The organism is Streptomyces sp. NPDC058773 (assembly GCF_042746015.1).
In the GTDB taxonomy this organism is placed as follows: Bacteria; Actinomycetota; Actinomycetes; order Streptomycetales; family Streptomycetaceae; genus Streptomyces.
Genome location: NZ_JBHYPE010000038.1, coordinates 16,248 through 35,137 on the forward strand (window position 1 = coordinate 16,248; position 18,890 = coordinate 35,137).

Annotated in this window: 17 protein-coding genes; 4 read left to right on the forward strand and 13 right to left on the reverse strand. The window is 72.3% G+C overall.

The window, feature by feature from the left end; all coding sequences use genetic code 11:
* Positions 1-234: 234 nt before the first annotated feature.
* The 3 genes from ACFW5B_RS26975 to ACFW5B_RS26985 form a co-directional block, all read right to left on the reverse strand.
* On the reverse strand, positions 235-528 hold the full coding sequence (locus tag ACFW5B_RS26975; RefSeq protein WP_078568732.1) for a DUF3039 domain-containing protein: 294 nt from the start codon (positions 526-528) through the stop codon (positions 235-237).
* 73 nt (positions 529-601) lie between these two features.
* On the reverse strand, positions 602-1,297 hold the full coding sequence (locus ACFW5B_RS26980) for a hypothetical protein (protein ID WP_386444706.1): 696 nt from the start codon (positions 1,295-1,297) through the stop codon (positions 602-604).
* 207 nt (positions 1,298-1,504) lie between these two features.
* The gene (locus tag ACFW5B_RS26985) at positions 1,505-2,176 is read right to left on the reverse strand and encodes a YqgE/AlgH family protein (RefSeq protein ID WP_386444709.1); all 672 of its coding nucleotides are present in this window, start codon (positions 2,174-2,176) and stop codon (positions 1,505-1,507) included.
* 294 nt (positions 2,177-2,470) lie between these two features.
* On the opposite strand from ACFW5B_RS26985, the gene murA reads away from it, so the two are divergent.
* Positions 2,471-3,817 (forward strand): UDP-N-acetylglucosamine 1-carboxyvinyltransferase, encoded by a 1,347-nt coding sequence (gene murA, locus ACFW5B_RS26990; RefSeq protein ID WP_386444712.1) that lies wholly within the window; start codon positions 2,471-2,473, stop codon positions 3,815-3,817.
* 473 nt (positions 3,818-4,290) lie between these two features.
* On the opposite strand, the gene ACFW5B_RS26995 is transcribed toward murA, so the two are convergent.
* The 6 genes from ACFW5B_RS26995 to ACFW5B_RS27020 form a co-directional block, all read right to left on the reverse strand.
* Positions 4,291-4,572 (reverse strand): HU family DNA-binding protein, encoded by a 282-nt coding sequence (locus ACFW5B_RS26995; protein WP_030069353.1) that lies wholly within the window; start codon positions 4,570-4,572, stop codon positions 4,291-4,293.
* 307 nt (positions 4,573-4,879) lie between these two features.
* Positions 4,880-6,313, reverse strand: a complete 1,434-nt coding sequence (locus tag ACFW5B_RS27000; RefSeq protein ID WP_386444715.1) for an NAD-dependent malic enzyme — start codon at positions 6,311-6,313, stop codon at positions 4,880-4,882.
* A gap of 418 nt (positions 6,314-6,731) precedes the next feature.
* The gene (locus ACFW5B_RS27005) at positions 6,732-9,335 is read right to left on the reverse strand and encodes a HelD family protein (protein WP_386444718.1); all 2,604 of its coding nucleotides are present in this window, start codon (positions 9,333-9,335) and stop codon (positions 6,732-6,734) included.
* A 172-nt stretch (positions 9,336-9,507) separates the two neighbouring features.
* Positions 9,508-10,248: an anti-sigma factor family protein gene (locus ACFW5B_RS27010; RefSeq protein ID WP_386444721.1), complete on the reverse strand. Its 741-nt coding sequence runs from the start codon at positions 10,246-10,248 to the stop codon at positions 9,508-9,510.
* The gene (locus tag ACFW5B_RS27015) at positions 10,245-10,784 is read right to left on the reverse strand and encodes a sigma-70 family RNA polymerase sigma factor (protein ID WP_107070693.1); all 540 of its coding nucleotides are present in this window, start codon (positions 10,782-10,784) and stop codon (positions 10,245-10,247) included. The genes ACFW5B_RS27010 and ACFW5B_RS27015 overlap by 4 nt, the downstream gene beginning before the upstream one ends.
* 101 nt (positions 10,785-10,885) lie before the next feature.
* The gene (locus tag ACFW5B_RS27020; protein WP_386444724.1) at positions 10,886-11,542 is read right to left on the reverse strand and encodes a CGNR zinc finger domain-containing protein; all 657 of its coding nucleotides are present in this window, start codon (positions 11,540-11,542) and stop codon (positions 10,886-10,888) included.
* 359 nt (positions 11,543-11,901) lie between these two features.
* Here ACFW5B_RS27020 and ACFW5B_RS27025 point away from each other — a divergent pair, with 359 nt between their 5' ends.
* Complete coding sequence (locus ACFW5B_RS27025) at positions 11,902-12,678, forward strand: class I SAM-dependent methyltransferase (protein WP_386444727.1); 777 nt, start codon at positions 11,902-11,904, stop codon at positions 12,676-12,678.
* A 115-nt stretch (positions 12,679-12,793) separates the two neighbouring features.
* Here ACFW5B_RS27025 and ACFW5B_RS27030 read toward each other — a convergent pair whose 3' ends face one another.
* Entirely contained in the window at positions 12,794-13,990 is a 1,197-nt protein-coding gene (locus tag ACFW5B_RS27030; protein WP_386444730.1) for a uroporphyrinogen-III synthase, read from the reverse strand.
* 255 nt (positions 13,991-14,245) lie between these two features.
* Entirely contained in the window at positions 14,246-15,691 is a 1,446-nt protein-coding gene (locus ACFW5B_RS27035) for a nitrate/nitrite transporter (RefSeq protein WP_386444733.1), read from the reverse strand.
* Between the two features lie 270 nt (positions 15,692-15,961).
* On the opposite strand from ACFW5B_RS27035, the gene ACFW5B_RS27040 reads away from it, so the two are divergent.
* Both ACFW5B_RS27040 and ACFW5B_RS27045 read left to right on the forward strand, forming a co-directional pair.
* Positions 15,962-16,789 (forward strand): helix-turn-helix domain-containing protein, encoded by an 828-nt coding sequence (locus tag ACFW5B_RS27040; protein ID WP_386444736.1) that lies wholly within the window; start codon positions 15,962-15,964, stop codon positions 16,787-16,789.
* On the forward strand, positions 16,786-17,178 hold the full coding sequence (locus ACFW5B_RS27045) for a DUF397 domain-containing protein (RefSeq protein WP_386444739.1): 393 nt from the start codon (positions 16,786-16,788) through the stop codon (positions 17,176-17,178). The genes ACFW5B_RS27040 and ACFW5B_RS27045 overlap by 4 nt, the downstream gene beginning before the upstream one ends.
* Before the next feature lie 6 nt (positions 17,179-17,184).
* On the opposite strand, the gene ACFW5B_RS27050 is transcribed toward ACFW5B_RS27045, so the two are convergent.
* Positions 17,185-17,673, reverse strand: coding sequence for a DUF4232 domain-containing protein (locus tag ACFW5B_RS27050; RefSeq protein ID WP_386444742.1), 489 nt, complete (start codon positions 17,671-17,673; stop codon positions 17,185-17,187).
* Positions 17,674-17,843: 170 nt separating this feature from the next.
* Positions 17,844-18,818 carry a LysR family transcriptional regulator gene (locus ACFW5B_RS27055; protein WP_386444745.1) on the reverse strand — a complete coding sequence of 325 codons (975 nt, stop codon included), beginning with the start codon at positions 18,816-18,818 and terminating at the stop codon, positions 17,844-17,846.
* Positions 18,819-18,890 lie beyond the last annotated feature (72 nt).

Here is an 18,890-nt window from a genome sequence, read left to right on the forward strand (position 1 = left end):
GCTGCCACGCGGCACGGCGCAGGACGCGCAATTCCGGGTCGGTCACGGGCGGTTGCGCACCCGGGCACGCGAACGGGCCCGGTCCACGCGGGACCCGGGCCCGTACCCGAGGCGGGGCGCCGTCACCGCAGGACGACGCGCGGTGTCCTGCGGCTTCGACGGCGGTGTGGAGCGGCCGTGCGCAGATGCGGACGGACGGAGTGGGCCGGCCCGGCGGGGGACGGCCCGTGGCGGCTACTTCTTGCCGCCGTCCTTGCCGCCCTTGTCCTTGTCGCCACCGGCGCCCATGGACTCAAAGATCTCCTTGCACATCGGGCAGACCGGGTACTTCTTCGGGTCACGCCCCGGTACCCAGACCTTGCCGCAGAGCGCCACGACGGGGGTGCCGTCGAGCGCGCTCGCCATGATCTTGTCTTTCTGGACATAGTGGGCGAAGCGCTCGTGGTCGCCGTCGCCGTGCGACACCTGCGGCGTCGGCTCCACGAGGGTCCCCGTACCTGCCCCGCGCTCGGGCTCAACAGTGCTCATAACAGCCAAGGGTACTCACGCGCGCGACAACCCGGGAGCGTCGGCCCACCACCAGGTGAAGCCCCCGCGAACGCTAGGACGCCACCGCCACCCCGTCCCGCTCCCCCGCCTCCCGGTTCCCCGCGGTCAGTCCCAGCTCCGTGGCGAAGGCCAGCGCGGCGTCCGGGCGGACCTCGTACCACGCGTCCGGGCCGCAGACGGTGTCGAGCAGGGTGGCGACGTCCTGGGCGCCGACCGTGCGGGCCTCGGCGGCGGCCAGGAAGGCGCGTACCGCCGCCCTCGCGTCGACCTCGGTCTCCGTACGGGCCACGAGGTCCTCGGCGATCTCCCGGATCGCGTCGTCACCGGGCGCGACCCAGCTCATGGCCATTTCCAGGCCGTCGTCCGGCATCTTCTCGGGATAGGGCGCACGCCCCCAGGCGCCGTCCTGCCACCAGTAGACGAAGCCGAAGAGATTGCCCTCGGCGTCCTCCCGCAGCTCCTCATGGGGCAGCCACGCGGGGCCGCCGGCCAGGAAGTCGATCTGCCGGCCTGCGCTGTGCGTGTGACTGCCGTCGGAGTCCTGCCCGCACAGCAGGGCCCGGCCGCCCTCGAACATCTTCAGCCGCCACCAGTAGCTGCCGCCGACGTTCCAGCACTGCAAACCCCGGTCGCCCCAGGAGAATTCGTCCCCGTCGTCCACGGCGGCCGCCACCACCGCCAGCGTCGCGGCGCGCGCCCACAGGCGCTCCGGATGGTCCAGATCCTCGGGCACGCTCGGCCTGTGCATGGCCTCTCCCCGTGTGTCCAGCGCGGCCCCGCCGACGCGGCCGCGCACCGTCCCCTGTCATGCCGCACCTTAGCGACGGGGACCGACAATTCCCCATGACGGAGCCGTCACAATAATCAAGTCGTCAACAAAATTTGGGCCGCCGTGCACCCAAGCCGCCCTCCGCTCCTGGAGGGACCGCTTTCCGTCACGCGCCAGGGACGGGCGTCAGTTCAGCGACGGGTCATCCGGATACGTGGCCACCATCGCCAGCTCGTTGCGCTGCCGTCGCAGCACCGCGCGCCACAGCTGTTCCGGATCGGGCGAGGAGACGTCCCCGGGCTCGGACTCGACGACGTACCAGGCGCCCTCGACCAGCTCGTCCTCCAGCTGGCCCGGCCCCCAGCCCGCGTACCCGGCGAAGATCCGCAGGCTCCCGAGCGCCGCCGCGAGCAATTCCGGAGGGGCCTCCAGATCGACCAGACCGATCGCTCCGTGCACCCTGCGCCAGCCCAGCGGCTCGTCACCCGACTGCACGCCCGCCCGGTCCGCGGCCGGCGCCCCGGCCGTCTCCGCACCGTCGCCCTGGGGGCGGGCGCCGCTGTCCACCGACGGGATACCGCCCTCCCCGGACAGCCCGCCCGGCACCACGGCCACCCCGAGCGCCGAGTCCAGCGACACCGGCCCGCCCTGGAAGACCACGCCCGGCTCACCGGCCAGTGCGGCCCAGGGGGCGAGGATGTCCGCGACGCCGACCGGGGTGGGACGGTTCAGGACCACGCCGAGGGAGCCCTCCTCGTCGTGGTCGAGGAGCAGCACCACCGCGCGGTCGAAATTCGGATCGGCGAGCGCGGGTGTCGCGACTAGAAGCCGCCCTGTGAGCGAGGACACCTCGGTCATGGCCACATGATCCCGCACTTCTGCCCGGAGCGGGGAGTCAACGCCGGGACCCGTACGAGAGCAGGGCGGGCGTACGGCGGCAGCACCGGCGCACACCCCCGGCGCCGGATCGCTCATTGCCGACAATCCGCAGCAATTCCCCCAAAGGGCGATTACGAATCAAAGGCGGATCGTAGCGGAGCGTGTTGTGACAAAGCCATTACACGAGCAAAGCCCGCACGGGCCTTCGGCCACACCCTCCGCCGCCCTTACCATTTCAGCTTGGCCCTGCCCGTCTCCAGGAACGCGAGATCCATGACCGTCTCTACTGACGACGTACTGCTTGTCCACGGCGGCACCCCGCTCGAGGGCGAGATCCGGGTTCGCGGCGCGAAGAACCTTGTGCCCAAGGCCATGGTCGCCGCCCTCCTCGGGAGCGGCCCCAGCCGACTGCGCAACGTGCCCGACATCCGCGACGTACGCGTGGTGCGCGGGCTGCTCCAGCTGCACGGCGTCACCGTGCGCCCCGGCGACGAACCCGGCGAGCTGATCCTCGACCCGTCGCGCGTGGAAAGCGCCAACGTCGCCGACATCGATGCCCACGCGGGCTCGTCCCGTATTCCGATCCTGTTCTGCGGCCCGCTGCTGCACCGCCTCGGCCACGCCTTCATCCCGGGCCTGGGCGGCTGCGACATCGGCGGCCGGCCCGTGGACTTCCACTTCGACGTGCTGCGCCAGTTCGGCGCGACGATCGAGAAGCGCGCCGACGGGCAGTACCTGGAGGCCCCGCAGCGGCTGCGCGGCACCAAGATCCGGCTGCCGTACCCGTCGGTCGGCTCGACCGAGCAGGTGCTGCTGACGGCCGTCCTGGCCGAGGGCGTCACCGAGCTGTCGAACGCCGCCGTGGAACCGGAGATCGAGGACCTCATCTGCGTACTGCAGAAGATGGGCGCGATCATCTCCATGGACACCGACCGGACGATCCGGATCACCGGTGTCGACAAGCTCGACGGCTACACCCACCGCGCCCTCCCGGACCGCCTGGAGGCGGCCTCCTGGGCGTCCGCGGCGCTGGCCACCGAGGGCAACATCTACGTCCGCGGCGCCCAGCAGCGGTCGATGATGACCTTCCTCAACACCTTCCGCAAGGTCGGCGGTGCCTTCGAGATCGAGGACGAGGGCATCCGTTTCTGGCACCCGGGCGGCCTGCTCAACGCCATCGCCCTGGAGACCGACGTCCACCCCGGCTTCCAGACCGACTGGCAGCAGCCGCTGGTCGTCGCGCTGACCCAGGCGTCCGGCCTGTCGATCGTGCACGAGACGGTCTACGAGTCCCGGCTCGGCTTCACCTCCGCGCTCAACCAGATGGGTGCGCACATCCAGCTCTACCGCGAGTGCCTGGGCGGCTCCGCCTGCCGCTTCGGCCAGCGCAACTTCCTGCACTCCGCGGTCGTCTCCGGCCCCACCAAGCTGCAGGGCTCCGACCTGGTCATCCCCGACCTGCGCGGCGGCTTCTCGTATCTGATCGCGGCACTGGCGGCGCAGGGCACCTCCCGGGTGCACGGCATCGACCTGATCAACCGCGGCTACGAGAACTTCATGGAGAAGCTCGTGGAGCTCGGCGCCGACGTCGAGCTGCCGAACGGCGCGCTGCCCAACTGAGCCCGGGCGGGGCCGTTTTCCCGGCCCCGGCCGGCGCCCGGCGCCCCGATTGACCGAGGAAGGCCTCGTCCTCCGTACGGTCGCGGACCTCCCCTCCGCGCCCGCGTCCGCACGGAGGACGAGGCCTTCCGTGCGTAACGGCGCGGCCGGCAACTCGGCCGGTCCGGTGCGCCGTTCGGGCCGCCACCCTGCCGCAGGGCGGCGTGGCCCGCCAGGGGCCGTGCCGGTTCCTGATCGAGCGTGACAAAGACTGCGGTGCCGCCGAGTTCACGCCGCTCGCGGCGGCCCCCGCCCCTGTCTCCCGCATTCCGCCCCCGTACGGCCGTGACGGCCCCTCTGGAGGGCGGGCACCGGGCGGGCTTGCCCGTTTACCCGGACCGGCCGCTTCCGGGCGGTACGGGCCGTCTGGAGGGCAGCGAAAAGGCGGCCACCCCTGGAAGGGATGGCCGCCCTGTCATGCCGTGCTGAGGGTCTTACTTACCCTTGGCGGCTTCCTTGAGCTTGGAGCCCGCGGAGACCTTCACGCTGTAGCCGGCCGGGATCTGGATCGGGTCGCCGGTCTGCGGGTTGCGCGCGGTGCGAGCGGCACGGTGGGTGCGCTCGAAGGTGAGGAAGCCGGGGATGGTGACCTTCTCGTCGCCCTTGGCGACGATCTCGCCGGTCACCTCGGCGAGGGCGGCCAGAACGGCGTCGGCGTCCTTGCGGGTCACCTCGGCGCGATCGGCCAGAGCGGCCACCAGCTCACTGCGGTTCATGTTTGTACTCCCGTGTTCTTCTTGCCAATGAGGCGTGAGATCGAAGCCGATGCTGCCAGGGTCCTCGGACAGTCCCCGGACCCGGGTCTGCTGCCAGACCCTCGCGCCCGATTACGCATCCTGCCCCCACCTGCGGCGGTAAAGCCAATCCGGCACCCAGGAGGGTCACACGAAAAGCGCCACTGCCTCGTCCGTGGTGACGCTCCGTATCAATCCCGCTCCGGGCCGGCCCCACAGGGCGGCGGTCGCTTGCTGCCCGCCTACCCTATGGGGGCCCCAACGACGGCGTGTCCAGCGACGCGCCGTATCAGACCGCCGTGGCGGCCGTCACAGCGGCGTCGCCGCTCTTCGCGGCCTCCCGGACGGCACCCGCCACCGCGCCCGCGACCTTCTCGTTGAAGACGCTGGGGATGATGTAGTTCGGGTTGACCTCGTCCTCCAGGACGACGTCCGCCAGCGCGCCGGCCGCGGCCAGCATCATCTCGGTGTTCACCGTGCGGGAGTGGGCGTCCAGGAGTCCGCGGAAGACGCCGGGGAAGACCAGGACGTTGTTGATCTGGTTGGGGAAGTCGGAGCGGCCGGTGGCCACCACGGCGGCGGTCTGCCGGGCGATCGCCGGGTCGACCTCGGGGTCGGGGTTGGCGAGCGCGAACACGATCGCGCCCTCGGCCATCCTGGCGACGTCCTCGCCGTCCAGGACGTTGGGCGCGGAGACACCGATGAAGACGTCCGCGCCGACCACGGCCTCCTTGAGGGTGCCGGTGACGCCCTCCGGGTTGGTGTTGTCGGCGATCCAGCGCAGCGGGGAGTCCGGGTCGGCGTCGACCAGGTCCGTACGGCCGGCGTGCACCACACCGTGGATGTCGGCGACGACGGCGTGCCGGACACCGGCCGCGATCAGCAGCTTGAGGATGGCGGTACCGGCCGCGCCTGCGCCGGACATCACGACCCGGACGTCCTCGGTCTTCTTGCCGACGACGCGCAGCGCGTTGGTGAGCGCGGCGAGCACCACGATGGCGGTGCCGTGCTGGTCGTCGTGGAAGACCGGGATGTCGAGGGCCTCGCGCAGCCGGGCCTCGATCTCGAAGCAGCGGGGGGCGGAGATGTCCTCCAGGTTGATGCCCGCGAAGCCGGGGGCGATGGCCTTGACGATCTCCACGATGGCGTCGGTGTCCTGGGTGTCCAGGCAGAGCGGCCAGGCGTCGATGCCGGCGAAGCGCTTGAAGAGGGCCGCCTTGCCCTCCATGACGGGCAGGGCGGCCTTGGGGCCGATGTTGCCGAGGCCGAGGACGGCGGAGCCGTCGGTGACCACGGCGACGCTGTTGCGCTTGATGGTCAGGCGGCGGGCGTCCTCGGGGTTGTCGGCGATGGCCTGGCAGACGCGGGCGACACCGGGGGTGTAGATCATCGAGAGGTCGTCGCGGTTGCGGATGGGGTGTTTCGACGACATCTCGATCTTGCCGCCGAGGTGCATCAGGAACGTACGGTCGGAGACCTTGCCCAGCGAGACGCCCTCGATGGTGCGCAGCTGCTGGACGATCTCGTCGGCGTGGGCCGTGGAGGTCGCCGCGATCGTGACGTCGATGCGGAGCTTCTCGTGTCCGGACGCGGTGACGTCGAGGCCGGTCACCGAGCCTCCGTGGGACTCGACGGCCGTGGTGAGCTGGGAGACCGCGGTTCCGCTCGCGGGCACCTCCAGCCGGACCGTCATCGAGTAGGAGACGCTGGGCGCCGTTGCCATGGCCGACTTCCTCTGCTTTCACCGTGTCGCTGAATTTCCGTCCGATCGTCGCACCTACCGCGGAGTACGCGGTAGCCGCCCGGGATTGCGAACTTTTTGTTCGCGGGCGGCGGGCAACACCGGAAAGTGACTTCCACCATACAGAATCGGCCGACACAGAAAAGAGGTCCACGCCACCGGGGTGGCGTGGACCTCTGTCACGTTTGGCGGCACCGACCCGCCATGCTCGCCTCGCGGCAAGTGGTCGCTCGTAGCGACGATGGTTGGGCCCGGGGGCTTGGATCGAGCCGGTGCCGTCACCCAGGCTAACAAACCATCCCCGGAAGCGAATCCCGTCCCGCGGGCCCGATTTCAAGACCCCTCGGACGGCGGCGCGCACGCCCGGCGCGGGCCGCCGTCCGGGGGCCGGCCGGGCGGTTCAGTCCCGCAACAGGTCGGGGACCCCGGCCGTGTCCGGCTCGTCCCGTGCGCCCGACAGCACGGTCAGCTGCCGGGTGGCCCGGGTCAGCGCCACGTACAGCACCCGCAGTCCGGCCGGGGACTCGTCGGCGATCTCGGCCGGGGACACCACCAGCGTCGCGTCGTACTCCAGCCCCTTGGCCTCCAGGGAGCCCAGCGCCACCACCCGGTCGCCGAGCGGGGCCAGCCAACGGCGGGCCTGCGCACGGCGGTTCATGGCCACCACGACGCCGACCGTGCCGTCCACCTCGCCCAGCAGCCGCCCGGCCTCGGCGACCGTGGCCCGCTCCAGGACGGTGTCGTCGGCGGACGCCGTTCCGCCGTCCCCGGCCCCGTCCGCGGCGAGCGCGAAGCGGGGCTCCAGGCCCGTGGAACGGACCGCCTTCGGGGACTCCATACCGGGCATCGCCAGCGCCAGGACCCGGGCGGCCAGTTCGGCGATCTCCGCGGGGTTGCGGTAGTTCACGGTGAGCGTGAAGCGGCGGCGCGGGCGGGTGCCGAGCGCCTCGTCGCGGGCGACGGCGGCCTCGTCGGGGTCGGACCAGGAGGACTGCGCGGGGTCGCCGACCACGGTCCAGGTCGCGTGCCGGCCGCGGCGGCCGACCATCCGCCACTGCATCGGCGTCAGGTCCTGCGCCTCGTCGACGATGACGTGGGCGTAGTCGGTGCGCTCCTCGTCGAGCCGTTCGCGCCGGCTGCGGCCGCCGCCGTTGCGGTCGGTGTAGGTCGTCAGCTCTTCCAGGCCGGTCAGGTGGTCCAGCGGGTCGGCCTCGCGCGGACGGGCCGGGCGCAGCGGGGCGCCGAGGACCGTCTGCAGCTCGTCCAGCAGCGCCACGTCGTGCACCGACAGCGGGCCGTGGCCGGTGTGGTCCAACCGCTGGAGGGAGCGGGCCAGTTGGCGGACCTCGCGGGGGTTGAGGAGCCGGCGCGCCCAGCGGCCGAGCAGGCGCTCGTCGGCCATCGCGGCCAGCACCCCGCGCGGGGTCAGCTCGGGCCACCAGGCGTCCAGGAACTCCTGGAAGTCGGTCTCGGTGGTGAGGTCCTCGTCGAAGCCCTCACGGGCCTCGGCGGCGAGTTCCGGATCCGGGTAGCGGCGGGCGGCGCCCGACTTGGCCCACAGGGCGTCCAGGATCAGCCGGCGGGCCCGCGGGCGCAGCAGGTTGACCGGCGCGGTGCCGCCGAGCGCGGACTGCCGGATGGCACGCAGCTCGTCGGCGTCCAGCTCGATCCGGCCGCCGAACGCGACGACCTTCAGGCGGGTGGGCGGACCGGCGGCGGAACCGGCCGCGGGGGACGGGGCCCGGGGGGTGCGTCTGCGGCGGCGGCCGGTGGTGGACGCGTCCCGGTCGGCGCCGTTCCCGGCAGAGTTCCCGTTCCCGGCGGCGTTCCCGTTGGCGCCCCCGGCGCCGACGAGGTCGTCCAGGGACAGCTGGGCGTCGCCGCCCCCGCCCCCGGCCCCGTTCGCCGTGGCCGCGGGCGGGGCCGTGGCGGCGGCGCCGGTGCGCTCCGCGCCCGGCGCCGCCCGGTCCAGCGCCCCGCGGGCCGCCTTGCGCAGCAGCTTCTGCATCCGCGACGAGCCCTTGATCCGGGCCACCGCGGGCGCGTCGTACGCGGTCGTCTCGGCGCCGTCCACGAGCGAGCCGAGCGCCCGGATGGCGACCTGGCCCTCCTCGCCCAGCGACGGCAGCACGCCCTCGGTGTACGCGACCAGCAGCGGCGTCGGGGAGACGATCAGGATGCCGCCCGCGTAGCGGCGGCGGTCCTGGTAGAGGAGGTAGGCGGCGCGGTGCAGGGCGACCGCGGTCTTGCCCGTACCGGGCCCGCCCTCGACCTCGGTGACGGAGGCGGCGGGCGCCCGGATCACCTTGTCCTGCTCGGCCTGGATGGAGGCGACGATGTCCCGCATGGTGTGGCTGCGGGCCCGGCCCAGCGCCGCCATCAGCGCGCCGTCACCGATCGCCGGCAGCTCGGCGCCGTCCAGGGTCGCGGTGACCTCCGGGCGCATCAGATCGTCCTCGACGCCGAGGACCTTGCGGCCCTTGGAGCGGATCACCCGGCGGCGGACGACCCGGCCGGGGGCGACCGGGGTGGCCCGGTAGAAGGGGGCGGCGGCCGGTGCCCGCCAGTCGATGACCAGCGGGGAGTAGTCCGCGTCGAGGACCCCGAGACGGCCGATGTGCAGCGTCTCGGCGATCGCGGCGCGGTTGTTCTCGATGGCGCCGTCGGCGGGTTCGACGGAGGTGTAGGCGCCGTCCGGGCCCTTCTTGCCGTCCTTGCCGAGGAGCAGGTCGATCCGGCCGAAGAGGAAGTCCTCGTACTCGGAATTCAGGCGGTGGAGATGGACCCCGGCCTGGAAGACCTGGGCGTCGCGCTCGGCGAGCGCGCCGGGCGTGCCGACCTGGCCGCGCCTGGCGGCGTCGTCCATCAGGAACTCCGCCTCGTGGATCTTCTCCTCGAGGCGCCGGTAGACACGGTCCAGATGTGTCTGCTCGGCTTCGATCTCACGGTCGCGAACGGAATCCGGGGCGTGATCCGGTGCGTGCGTGGCGTTGTGCGCGGCCACCCAGGCCCCCTTCTGCTGTGCGTAGGGCAGCCGTCAACCGTACGCGAACCGGGCACCGTGCGCACCTGGTGAAAGGGACAAAGAAGGGCGAGTTTGGTCGGATGTTGACTCGGGCGGCTACGTCGGGTGAGGCCGGCCGGTGCCGGGGCGCCGGGACCGGCGCCCCGGATGCTCAGGCCTTGACCGTGGCCAGCCGCTTGCCGTCCAGCGTGTTGATCTCGAAGTGGTCGATGTCGCCGCGGTTGAGGGCCGCGCCGCCCGCCGCGTAGAGGGGCTCGCGGTTCCACTTCGCGGCGCTGCCCGGGATGCCGTAGCCGCCCTTGGGAACCGCCCAGGTGGTGATGGTCTGCCGCTTGCCGTCCTTGCCCACGGCGACCAGGTCGCAGCTCTGCGGCCCCTTGACGTTGGCGAGTTGCAGCACGACCTGGGTGCCCCAGGGCCGGGCGGCCATCGAGACGCCCGCCGAGACCTTGGTGTCCGGGTCGGTGGAGGTCACCTTCTCGCCCGCGGCGTACTGGGCCCGGACGGCGTTCGCCAGCGGCGGCGCCGGCGCCTTGTCCCCCTCCCCCTTGAAGGAGAAGACGGCCAGCGGCCCGCCGACGATCAGCACGACCGCCGCGGCCACCAGGAACAGCCGCCGCCGGTTGCGGCCCCGGCGGGTGGCGTGGACCTCGTCGAGCAGCCCGTCCAGCATCCGGGGGCCGGGGACGGCCGTGATCGTCTGCGGGGTGGGGGCGGACTGCTTGAACTCGGCGAGCGCCGGCGTCATCGCCATCAGCTCCTCGAGTTCGGCAGCGCACCGGTCACAGCCGACGAGATGCCGCTCGAACCGGTCCGCGTCGGCGGCGTCCAGGACGCCCAGCACATAGGCGCCGACGTCGCTGTGCCGGTCCGGCTGCGTGGGCGGGATCACTCCGTCACTCCTCGTTCCTCGAGCGAGAGCTTCAGGGAGCGCAGCGCGTAGAACACCCGGGACCGCACGGTCCCGGCCGGCACGCGCAGCACCTCCGCTGCCTCGTTGACCGTACGCTCCTTGAAGTACGTCTCGACGAGGGCCTCTCGGTGGGCCTGGCTCAGGTCGCTCAGCGCCTCCGAGATCGTCATCAGGCGCAGCGCCCGGTCGATCACATCGGCGGCGGGCATGGTCTCCAGCGGGGTCGCGTCGACCTCTTGGGGCCGGGCCTTGCGGCTGCGGTGTCCGTCGATCACGATCCGCCGGGCGACGGTCACCAGCCAGGGGCGGATCGAGCCGGTCGCCCGCTGGAGCTGGTCGGCGTTGCGCCAGGCGCGCACCAGCGTCTCCTGCACCACGTCCTCGGCGCGATGCCGGTCGCCCGCCACCAGCCGCAGGACGAAGGCGAGAAGCGGGCCCGCATGATCGTCATAGAGGGCTCGCATGAGCTCCTCTTCAGGTGTCGTCCTGTCTGCCACGACGGCATCCTTACGCACTCCAACTCCCGGGTCGATAGCCCGGATCGCCCAAGATCGACCGGGGACCCTGCCATGAATCGGACTTGCGGTGAGGAGTACGGACGGGCCGGGCGGGGCGTTCAGCGTCCGGCGGAAAATTTTTCCGCGGGTGTGACGGGGCCCGCGGCGGCGCCCCCGGACTGCTCCCGGCGCACCATCGTCCGCCGCCGGTGCCGCGCCACCCGCTCCCGGTTGCCGCACACTTCGCTGGAGCACCAACGGCGGCGCCGGCCCCGCGAGGTGTCCAGATAGACCAGGGTGCAGCTCTCGCCCTCGCACTGCCGCAGCCGCCCGCGCGCCACCGCGTCCGTGAGCAGCCCGATCGCGTCCCGGGCCACCGCGGCCAGCAGTCCGGCGCACTCGGGCGGGCCGGGGAGGGCGCGGGCCAGGGTGCCGTCGGCGGCGCGTACCACGCAGGGGGCGGGCGGCTGCCCGGCGGCGGCCGCGGAGTTGAGCAGCTCAAGATCGGCGTCGGCGGCCCGGCCCCGCAGTTCGTCGTGCACCACCCGGACCAGCACGTCCCGCAGCGCGCGGAAGCGGCCGAGCCAGCGGGCGTCGACGCCGTCCAGCGGGGTGCCGTGCGGGACCAGGCCGGTGCCGGTCAGCCAGGCGCGCAACTGGTCGGGACCGGTGAGGCGTTCGGCGACGGCGCCGTCGGCGGTGAGCCCGTCGGCGGTGGCCGCCAGGTCCAGGCAGATCCGGCCGCAGTCGAACCGCAGGTCGCAAGGCGCCGCCATGTGCCTGTCACTCCTTAGGGACCGGACGTGTGTGCTCCCAGAGTGCCCGGCCCGCGGTCCGGCCGGAACCCTCCGGAGGCGCCCGCTCCGCGCACTCACGCCACGTATGCACTACGACTAGACGCCGAGTGTATACACATGACGTATAGTTGGCGGCGGCACGGCGCTCGGCGGGACCCGCCCACAGGGGACGCAGGCCCGTACGCCACGGTCGCCAGGCCGTACGCCGCGGTCGCCAGGCCGTACGCCACGGTCGCCAGGCCGTACGCCGCGGTCCGCCGCATGCTGGGGGCAGGCCCTGGGCCCGACGGCCCGGCTCCGGCCCCTCAGCCCCTCAGCCCATCAGGACGGAGGTCTTCATGTCGCGCACGTCCCTGCACACCAACCGCGCCCGCCTCGCCCACAAGATCGGTTACGCGCTCCGCCACCCGGACCGGATCGCCCCGTACGTCCGGCGCGGCGCCCGCGACACCTGGCTGCGCCTCAAACACCCCGGCCATGTCGCCTACTACCGGGCGGTGATGGCCTCCGACACCGGGCGCGACCCGGAGGCCGCGGTCGGCAGCCGCAGCCATGAACGCTGGCTGGCGCTGGGCGAGATGCAGTTCGAGTACCTGACCGGGCACGGGCTGCGGCCCGGCCACCGGATGCTGGACATCGGCTGCGGCAATCTGCGCGCCGGCCGCCGCTTCATCGCCTACCTGGACACCGGCCACTACTACGGCATCGACATCTCGCCGGACATCCTGATCTCCGCGAAGCAGACCCTGACCACCTACGAACTCCAGGACAAGCTGCCCCACTTGACCCTCACGCAGGACCTGAAGCTGGACTTCCTGCCGCCCGCGCACTTCGACGTCGTCCACGCGCACAGCGTCTTCTCGCACTCACCGCTCGACGTGATCGACGAATGCCTCGCCCATGTCGGCCGGATCCTGGCCCCCGGCGGCTTCTTCGACTTCACCTTCGACCGCACCGAGGGCGCCGAACACCAGGTACTGCGCGAGGACTTCTACTACCGGACCGAGACGCTGCTGCGGCTGGCCCGTACGCACGGCCTGGAGGCGCGCTTCATGGACGACTGGGAGAAGCGCCCGCACGGGCAGTCGAAGATCCGGGTCAACAGCCGGGGGTAGGACGGGAGTTCATGGCACGGGCGGCGTGCCGCGGGCCGCGGGCTGCGGAGCGCCGGTCCGCCCCGGCTCGCGGGCCACGGCCCCCTCCGGTCCGGCCCGTCCCCGCCCGGAGCCCCTACTCCCCGCCGTACTTGTCCGTCTCCGCATGCGGGTCCAACGACAGCCGGTAGCCGCGCTTGACGACCGTCTGGATCAGCTTGGGGGCACCCAGTGCCACCCGGAGCCGGGCCATCGCGGTCTCCACCGCGTGCTCGTCCCGGCCCGCGCCGGGCAGCGCGCGCAGCAGGTCCGCGCGGGAGACCACCCAGCCGGGGCGGCGGGCCAGCGCGCGCAGCAGCGCCATCCCGGCCGGCGGCACCGGCCGCAGCACCCCGTCCAGCACGACCGCGTGCCCACGGATCTCCAGCCGCCGCCCGGCCACCGGCAACGCCCGCACCCGGCCCGGGAGTTCCCGGCACAGCAGCTGCACCAGCGGTCCGAGCCGGAAGCGCTCCGGCTGGAACGTGGGCACGTCCTCCGCCTCCAGGGGCAGCGCGGTCACCGGCCCCACGCACACCGGCAGCACGTCCTGCCGCAGGGCCGTCAGCACCTCGCCGCGCATCCCGCGCTCCTCGGCCCGCCGCAGCAGCGACGCGGCGGCGGGCGCGCTGGTGAAGGTCACCGCGTCCAGCCCGCGCCCGGTCACCGCGTCCAGCAGCCGGTCGACCGGCCCGATGTCCTCCGGCGGCATCCAGCGGTACACCGGGACGCCGACGACCTCCGCGCCGTCCGCCCGCAGCGCCTCGACGAACCCCGGCAGCGGCTCCCCGTGCAGCTGGAGGGCCACCCGGCGCCCGGCGACACCCTCCGCCAGCAGCCGGTCCAGCACCTCGGCCATCGACTCGGAGGCCGGTGACCACTTCTCGGTCAGCCCCGCGGCCCGGATCGCGCCCCGTACCTTGGGCCCGCGCGCCAGCAGCTCCACCCCGGTCAGCCGGTCCAGCAGCGCCTCGCCCAGACCCCAGCCCTCGGCGGCCTCGATCCAGCCGCGGAAGCCGATCGCGGTGGTGGCGACGACGATGTCCGGTGCGTGCTCGATCAGATCCCGGGTCACCGCCAGCAGCTCGGTGTCATCGGGCAGCGGGACGATCCGCAGGGCGGGCGCGTGCAGCACCTGGGCGCCGCGGCGTTCCAGCAGTGCGCCCAGCTCCTCCGCCCGCCGGGCCGCGGTCACCCCGACGGTGAACCCCTCCAGCGGCCGGACGGCCGGTCCGGTACCCGATCCCGGCGTCGTCCGCGCCGGCTCACTGTGCTCCTGCTGCTGCTCGTACATGGTCGTCCCGCTCCGCCCAGAGAGGTGTGGTGCCTCGTGCTTCCCGTCCCGCCGCGGCTCGGGCGGCACGGAGTGCCAAGACGCCAGCGTGCCAACAGCACGTGACAGCCCCGGTCCTCCCATATTTCCCCGGGGTTACGACGCTCCGCACGCCCGGCCCGTAAGACCGGGCGGATACGGGGGCGAATACGGGACGGGCGCGGGGCGGGCGCGACGCCCCCCGGAGCCCGCCTCGCCCGCCCCTCCCCCGCCGGCTCACACCTCCGCGTACACCGCGGGCCGCCCCTCGTCCGCCGGTGCCGCCTCCGCCGCGCCCGCCGCCCGCGCCGTACGCCGCGCACGGGCCGCAGGGCGCAGGTATACGGTCCAGGTCACCGCGCCGCACACCACATAGCAGCCGAGGAACGACACGAACGCCGGGGTGCCCGACCCCGCCACCAGGAACGACTGGCGAAAGGCGAGGTTGATGGCCAGCCCGCCGAGCGCGCCCACCGCCCCGATCAGCCCCATCGCCGCCCCCGACAGCCGCCGCCCGTACGCCGCGGCCTCCTCCCCCACCAGCCCGCGCCGCAGCGCCTGGGCCTGGAAGATCCCCGGGATCATCTTGTACGTGGAGCCGTTGCCGAGCCCCGTCAGCACGAACAGCGCGATGAACCCGACGAGGAACACCGGCAGCGACCGCACCGACGACGCATAGATGACGACGCCGGTGGCCAGCCCCATCGCCGCGAAGTTGCCCAGCGTGATCCGGGCGCCGCCGAACCGGTCCGCCAGCCGCCCGCCGACCGGCCGGATCAGCGACCCCAGCAGCGGCCCGATGAAGGTCAGCGACGCCGCCTGGAGGGGCGTACGCGCGAACTGGTTCTGCAGCACCAGGCCGAAGGCGAAGCTGTAGCCGATGAACGATCCGAAGGTGCCGAGGTACAGCAGCGACATCACCCAGGTGTGCGGCTCCCGGGCGGCGTCGAGGGCCGCCCCGGTGTCGTTTGTGACCGGCGCCAGGTTGTCCATGAACAGTGCCGCGCACACGGCCGCGACCACGATCAGCGGCACATAAACGGCCAGCACGATCCGCGGATGGGCGGCCCCCGCGGTGCCGATCACCAGCAGCCCCAGCAGCTGGATCACCGGCACCCCGATGTTCCCGCCCCCGGCGTTCATCCCCAGCGCCCACCCCTTCTTCCGCAGCGGATAGAAGGAGTTGATGTTGGTCATCGACGAGGCGAAGTTCCCGCCGCCGACCCCCGCCAGCGCCGCGACCAGCAGGAACGTCGTGTACGACGTGCCCGGCTCCAACACGAACGCCGCCGCCGAGGTCGGCACCAGCAGCAGCACGGCGCTGATCACCGTCCAGTTGCGCCCGCCGAACCGTGCCACCGCGAAGGTGTACGGCACCCGCAGCACCCCGCCCACCACCGTCGGCATCGCCACCAGGAAGAACTTCTCAGCCGGCGCGATCCCGTACTCGGGCCCCATGAACAGCACCATCACCGACCACAGGCTCCAGATCGAGAACCCGATGTGCTCGGACAGCACGGAGAACACCAGATTCCGCCGCGCGATCCGCTCCCCCGTCTCCCGCCAGAAGCCCTCGTCCTCCGGGTCCCAGCGCTCGATCCACCGGCCACCCCGCCTCTGCCGAACCGCGCCACCACCGCCGTCAGGGCTCTCGTTACGGGTCTCTGCTGCCGCGGCCGTCATCGCGCCTCCCAGGGGTCGGGTCCTGCAACCGACGCTAGGGAGGCCGGGTTTCCGTGCCGTGCCGCCCGGTGACACGTACGAAACCTTGCGCTCACCGGGTGTGGCGGGGGCGGGTGAGGCCGCGCGGCCGCTCGTGCGGGGGCGATCCGCGCATTCCCCCGGCGGCAGTCGCGCTGCGTAACTATGCTGCCGCGCCATGTGGACCCGTACTCCTGGTGAGTACGGGCGCACACACGGTCACCGGGGCCCGACCAGGGGGAGTGGAAGGCCATGCAGACGCGAAAGAAGCCGAAGAACCGGCACTCCGCAGCCATGGAAGTCATCGGCGCGCAACTGGCGATGTTCCGCGTCAAGGCCGGACTCACCCAGCGCGCCCTCGGCGAACGGACCTCCGTCGCCGAGGAAACCATCGCCTCCATCGAACAGGGCAGGCGGGCCCTGATGCCTCACCTGGCGCGGGAGCTCGATCAACTCCTGGGAACGGGAGGGGCGTTGGCCACGGGGGTGGAGAACCTTCCGCCGAAGGAGAAGTATCCGATCTGGGCGGAGGAGTTCATCGCGTATGAGAAGCAGGCCATCGCGCTCAATGGCTACGAACACGGGGTCCTGCCCGGCCTGCTCCAGACCGAGGGCTACGCCCGTGCCACCTTCCGCAGCAACATCCCGTACCTCGACGAGGAGACGGTCGAACGGCGGGTCGCAGCACGACTGGAACGCCACCAGATCCTGCACAAGGCCAATCCTGTCATCGCCAGCTTCGTCTTCTCCGAGGCTCTCGTGACGAGCAATCTCGGCGGGCGGTCGGTCATGCGGCACCAGCTTTCCCACCTGCGCACCTGCGCCGAACTCGACGGCGTCTCGATGCAGATCCTGCCGCAGAGCCGCGAGCATCACGCCGGTCTCAACGGTCCGTTCGTGGTACTGGAAACCCCCGATCATCAACACATGGCCTATACCGAGGCGCAGCGCAGCAGTGTGCTGATTTCCGACGCGGAGGAGGTCAGCATCCTCGCTCAGAAGTATGGAATGCTGCGAATGCAGGCCCTCGACGCCGAAGAGACCATGGGTCTGCTGGACCGGCTGCTAGGAGAGCGATGACCCACCTGACATGGTTCAAATCGAGCTACAGCGGCGATGAGGGCGGCAACTGCCTCGAAGTGGCCTACCAATGGCGCAAGTCCAGCTACAGCAGCGATGAAGGCGGCAACTGCCTGGAAGTCGCTTACGACTGGCACAAGTCCACTCACAGCGGCAGCGAGGGCGGCGCCTGCCTAGAAGTCGCCTACGACTGGCAAAAGTCCACCCACAGCGGCGACGAAGGCGGCGCCTGCCTAGAGGTAGCCGCCCACCCCGCCACCGTCCACGTCCGCGACTCCAAGGACCCCGAGGGCCCGCACCTCGACTTCGCGCCGGGCGTCTGGGCGGCGTTCACCTCCTTCGCGGCACGTACCGCCACTGCCACCGCCGCCGCCCCAACGACCCCGTAAACAGCCCTACTCGGCCGCTTCCCGGGGCGCGCTCATCCAGATCGTGTCGGCGCAGATATTCATCCGCAGCCGCTTGCCCTTCTCGTCGCGGGCCACGACCGCCTGGCCGTCCGCCTTGTCGTACGGCGCGGACACCACGGCGGTGTCATTGGTGACGGCCACGGGCTCGTTCAGCAGCGAGCCCTTGGGGCAGTCCCGGTAGCGCAGACCGGCCGTGACCTTGGCGCCGCGCCGCAGGTCTATCGGCAGGGCCCGGCCGTGCCCGCGCGCGTCGGACTGGGGCCCCTTGCCGAGGTGGACCGCGAAGCCCGGGAAGCCGCGGAACACGCACGGGTCGGTGCCCTTGTTGACGACGGACAGCCGGGCCTCACGCTGCGCGGCGTGCGGCTTCTTCTTGAGGACGGTGACCTTCCAGCCGAGGCCCTTCGTCGTGCAGTTGGCGTGCAGTGCCGCCATCCGCGGGGAGCCGCAGCCGGTCAGGGCCAGGCCCGCCATGACGGTTAAGGTCAGCGCGGCCGCGGCCGCCGCGAGAAGTGAACGCCGTCGCACGGCCGCTCCTCCTGTTCGTTCCACGGACGATTCCCTGCCGTTAAGGAAAGGTTTTCCCGCCCCTGCGGTTGCCTGTGCGTGGCTACTTTCTGCCGTACGTGGCACAGCGCCGGTCGTCACCCGTCTACCCCCATCGCCCGCGCGTCCGCCTCCGGGAGCCACCATGTGGCCCCGGGCGGCGCCAGCCAGGCATGCCGGCCGGCCAGTTCCCGGGCGGCCGTCCGCAGCGCGTCCAGCCCCGGATGCCGCAGCCCGCGCCGCCACACCATCGACACCGGCGAGAGCGGTACGGGGTCGACGAGCGGCCGCAGCACCATCCCCGGCACGTCCATGAACTCCACACTCGCCAGCACGGACCACCCCCGCTTGCGCACCACCCGGACGAACTCCTGCGAGCCCTCGATCTCCGGGAACGGCTCGGCGGTCGCGATCCCGCGCCCCGCGAAGAGCCGCTCGGCCAAGTCAGTCCACTCCACGGTCTGCGGATTTCCGGCGGCCGCGTAGAGCGTCTCGCCGGCCAGTTCCGCGAGCGGGACGGCGGGCCGGGCGGCCAGCGGATGGTCGTCGCGCAGCAGGACCGCCATCGGCTCCAGCCGGACCGGCTGATGATCGAGACCGGCGCGTATGTCGGCGGGCAGCGCCGCGTACCGGCCGAAGGAGACATCGAGCCGCCCGGCCGCCATCTCGGCCGCCGCCCCCGTCAGCCCGCTGTGGAAGCGGGCGACCAGCTCACAGTCGTCCGGCAGCCGGCCCCTGGCCGCCTCCAGCACCGCGTGGGCGGTACCGATCGGCACGCTCACATCGACCAGCAGCGGCCGCTCGGGCGCGGAGCGGAACGCGGCGGCCAGCTCGTCCTGCGCCGTCAACACCCGCCGCGCGTACGGCAGCAGCCGCTCCCCGTCCGCCGTCAGCGCGACCCGGCGGGTGCTCCGTACGAACAGCGTGGCGCCCAACTCCCGCTCCAGGCGCCGGATATCGCGGCTCAGCGCCTGCTGGGCGACGTACAGCCGGGCGGCGGCCCGGGTGAAGTGCAGCTCCTCGGCGACGGCGGTGAACGCGCGCAGCAGTCGCGGATCGATGTCGTACGGCATCGGGCCATCCTGGCAGGATCACTGCCCGGCATCCCCCGGCACCCCATTCACAACCCAGTCGCGTAAATGGGC

Bases quoted from the DNA above. Each gene is read 5' to 3' on its own strand.
- ACFW5B_RS27030 (WP_386444730.1), bottom strand. From the start codon at position 13,990: ATGTACGAGCAGCAGCAGGAGCACAGTGAGCCGGCGCGGACGACGCCG.
- ACFW5B_RS27000 (WP_386444715.1), bottom strand. From the start codon at position 6,313: ATGGCAACGGCGCCCAGCGTCTCCTACTCGATGACGGTCCGGCTGGAG.
- ACFW5B_RS26975 (WP_078568732.1), bottom strand. From the start codon at position 528: ATGAGCACTGTTGAGCCCGAGCGCGGGGCAGGTACGGGGACCCTCGTG.
- ACFW5B_RS26980 (WP_386444706.1), bottom strand. From the start codon at position 1,297: ATGCACAGGCCGAGCGTGCCCGAGGATCTGGACCATCCGGAGCGCCTG.
- ACFW5B_RS27035 (WP_386444733.1), bottom strand. From the start codon at position 15,691: ATGACGGCCGCGGCAGCAGAGACCCGTAACGAGAGCCCTGACGGCGGT.
- ACFW5B_RS26985 (WP_386444709.1), bottom strand. From the start codon at position 2,176: ATGACCGAGGTGTCCTCGCTCACAGGGCGGCTTCTAGTCGCGACACCC.
- ACFW5B_RS27050 (WP_386444742.1), bottom strand. From the start codon at position 17,673: ATGGCGGGCCTGGCCCTGACCGGCTGCGGCTCCCCGCGGATGGCGGCA.
- ACFW5B_RS27045 (WP_386444739.1), top strand. From the start codon at position 16,786: ATGACCCACCTGACATGGTTCAAATCGAGCTACAGCGGCGATGAGGGC.
- ACFW5B_RS27055 (WP_386444745.1), bottom strand. From the start codon at position 18,818: ATGCCGTACGACATCGATCCGCGACTGCTGCGCGCGTTCACCGCCGTC.
- ACFW5B_RS27020 (WP_386444724.1), bottom strand. From the start codon at position 11,542: ATGGCGGCGCCTTGCGACCTGCGGTTCGACTGCGGCCGGATCTGCCTG.
- ACFW5B_RS26995 (WP_030069353.1), bottom strand. From the start codon at position 4,572: ATGAACCGCAGTGAGCTGGTGGCCGCTCTGGCCGATCGCGCCGAGGTG.
- ACFW5B_RS27025 (WP_386444727.1), top strand. From the start codon at position 11,902: ATGTCGCGCACGTCCCTGCACACCAACCGCGCCCGCCTCGCCCACAAG.
- murA (WP_386444712.1), top strand. From the start codon at position 2,471: ATGACCGTCTCTACTGACGACGTACTGCTTGTCCACGGCGGCACCCCG.
- ACFW5B_RS27040 (WP_386444736.1), top strand. From the start codon at position 15,962: ATGCAGACGCGAAAGAAGCCGAAGAACCGGCACTCCGCAGCCATGGAA.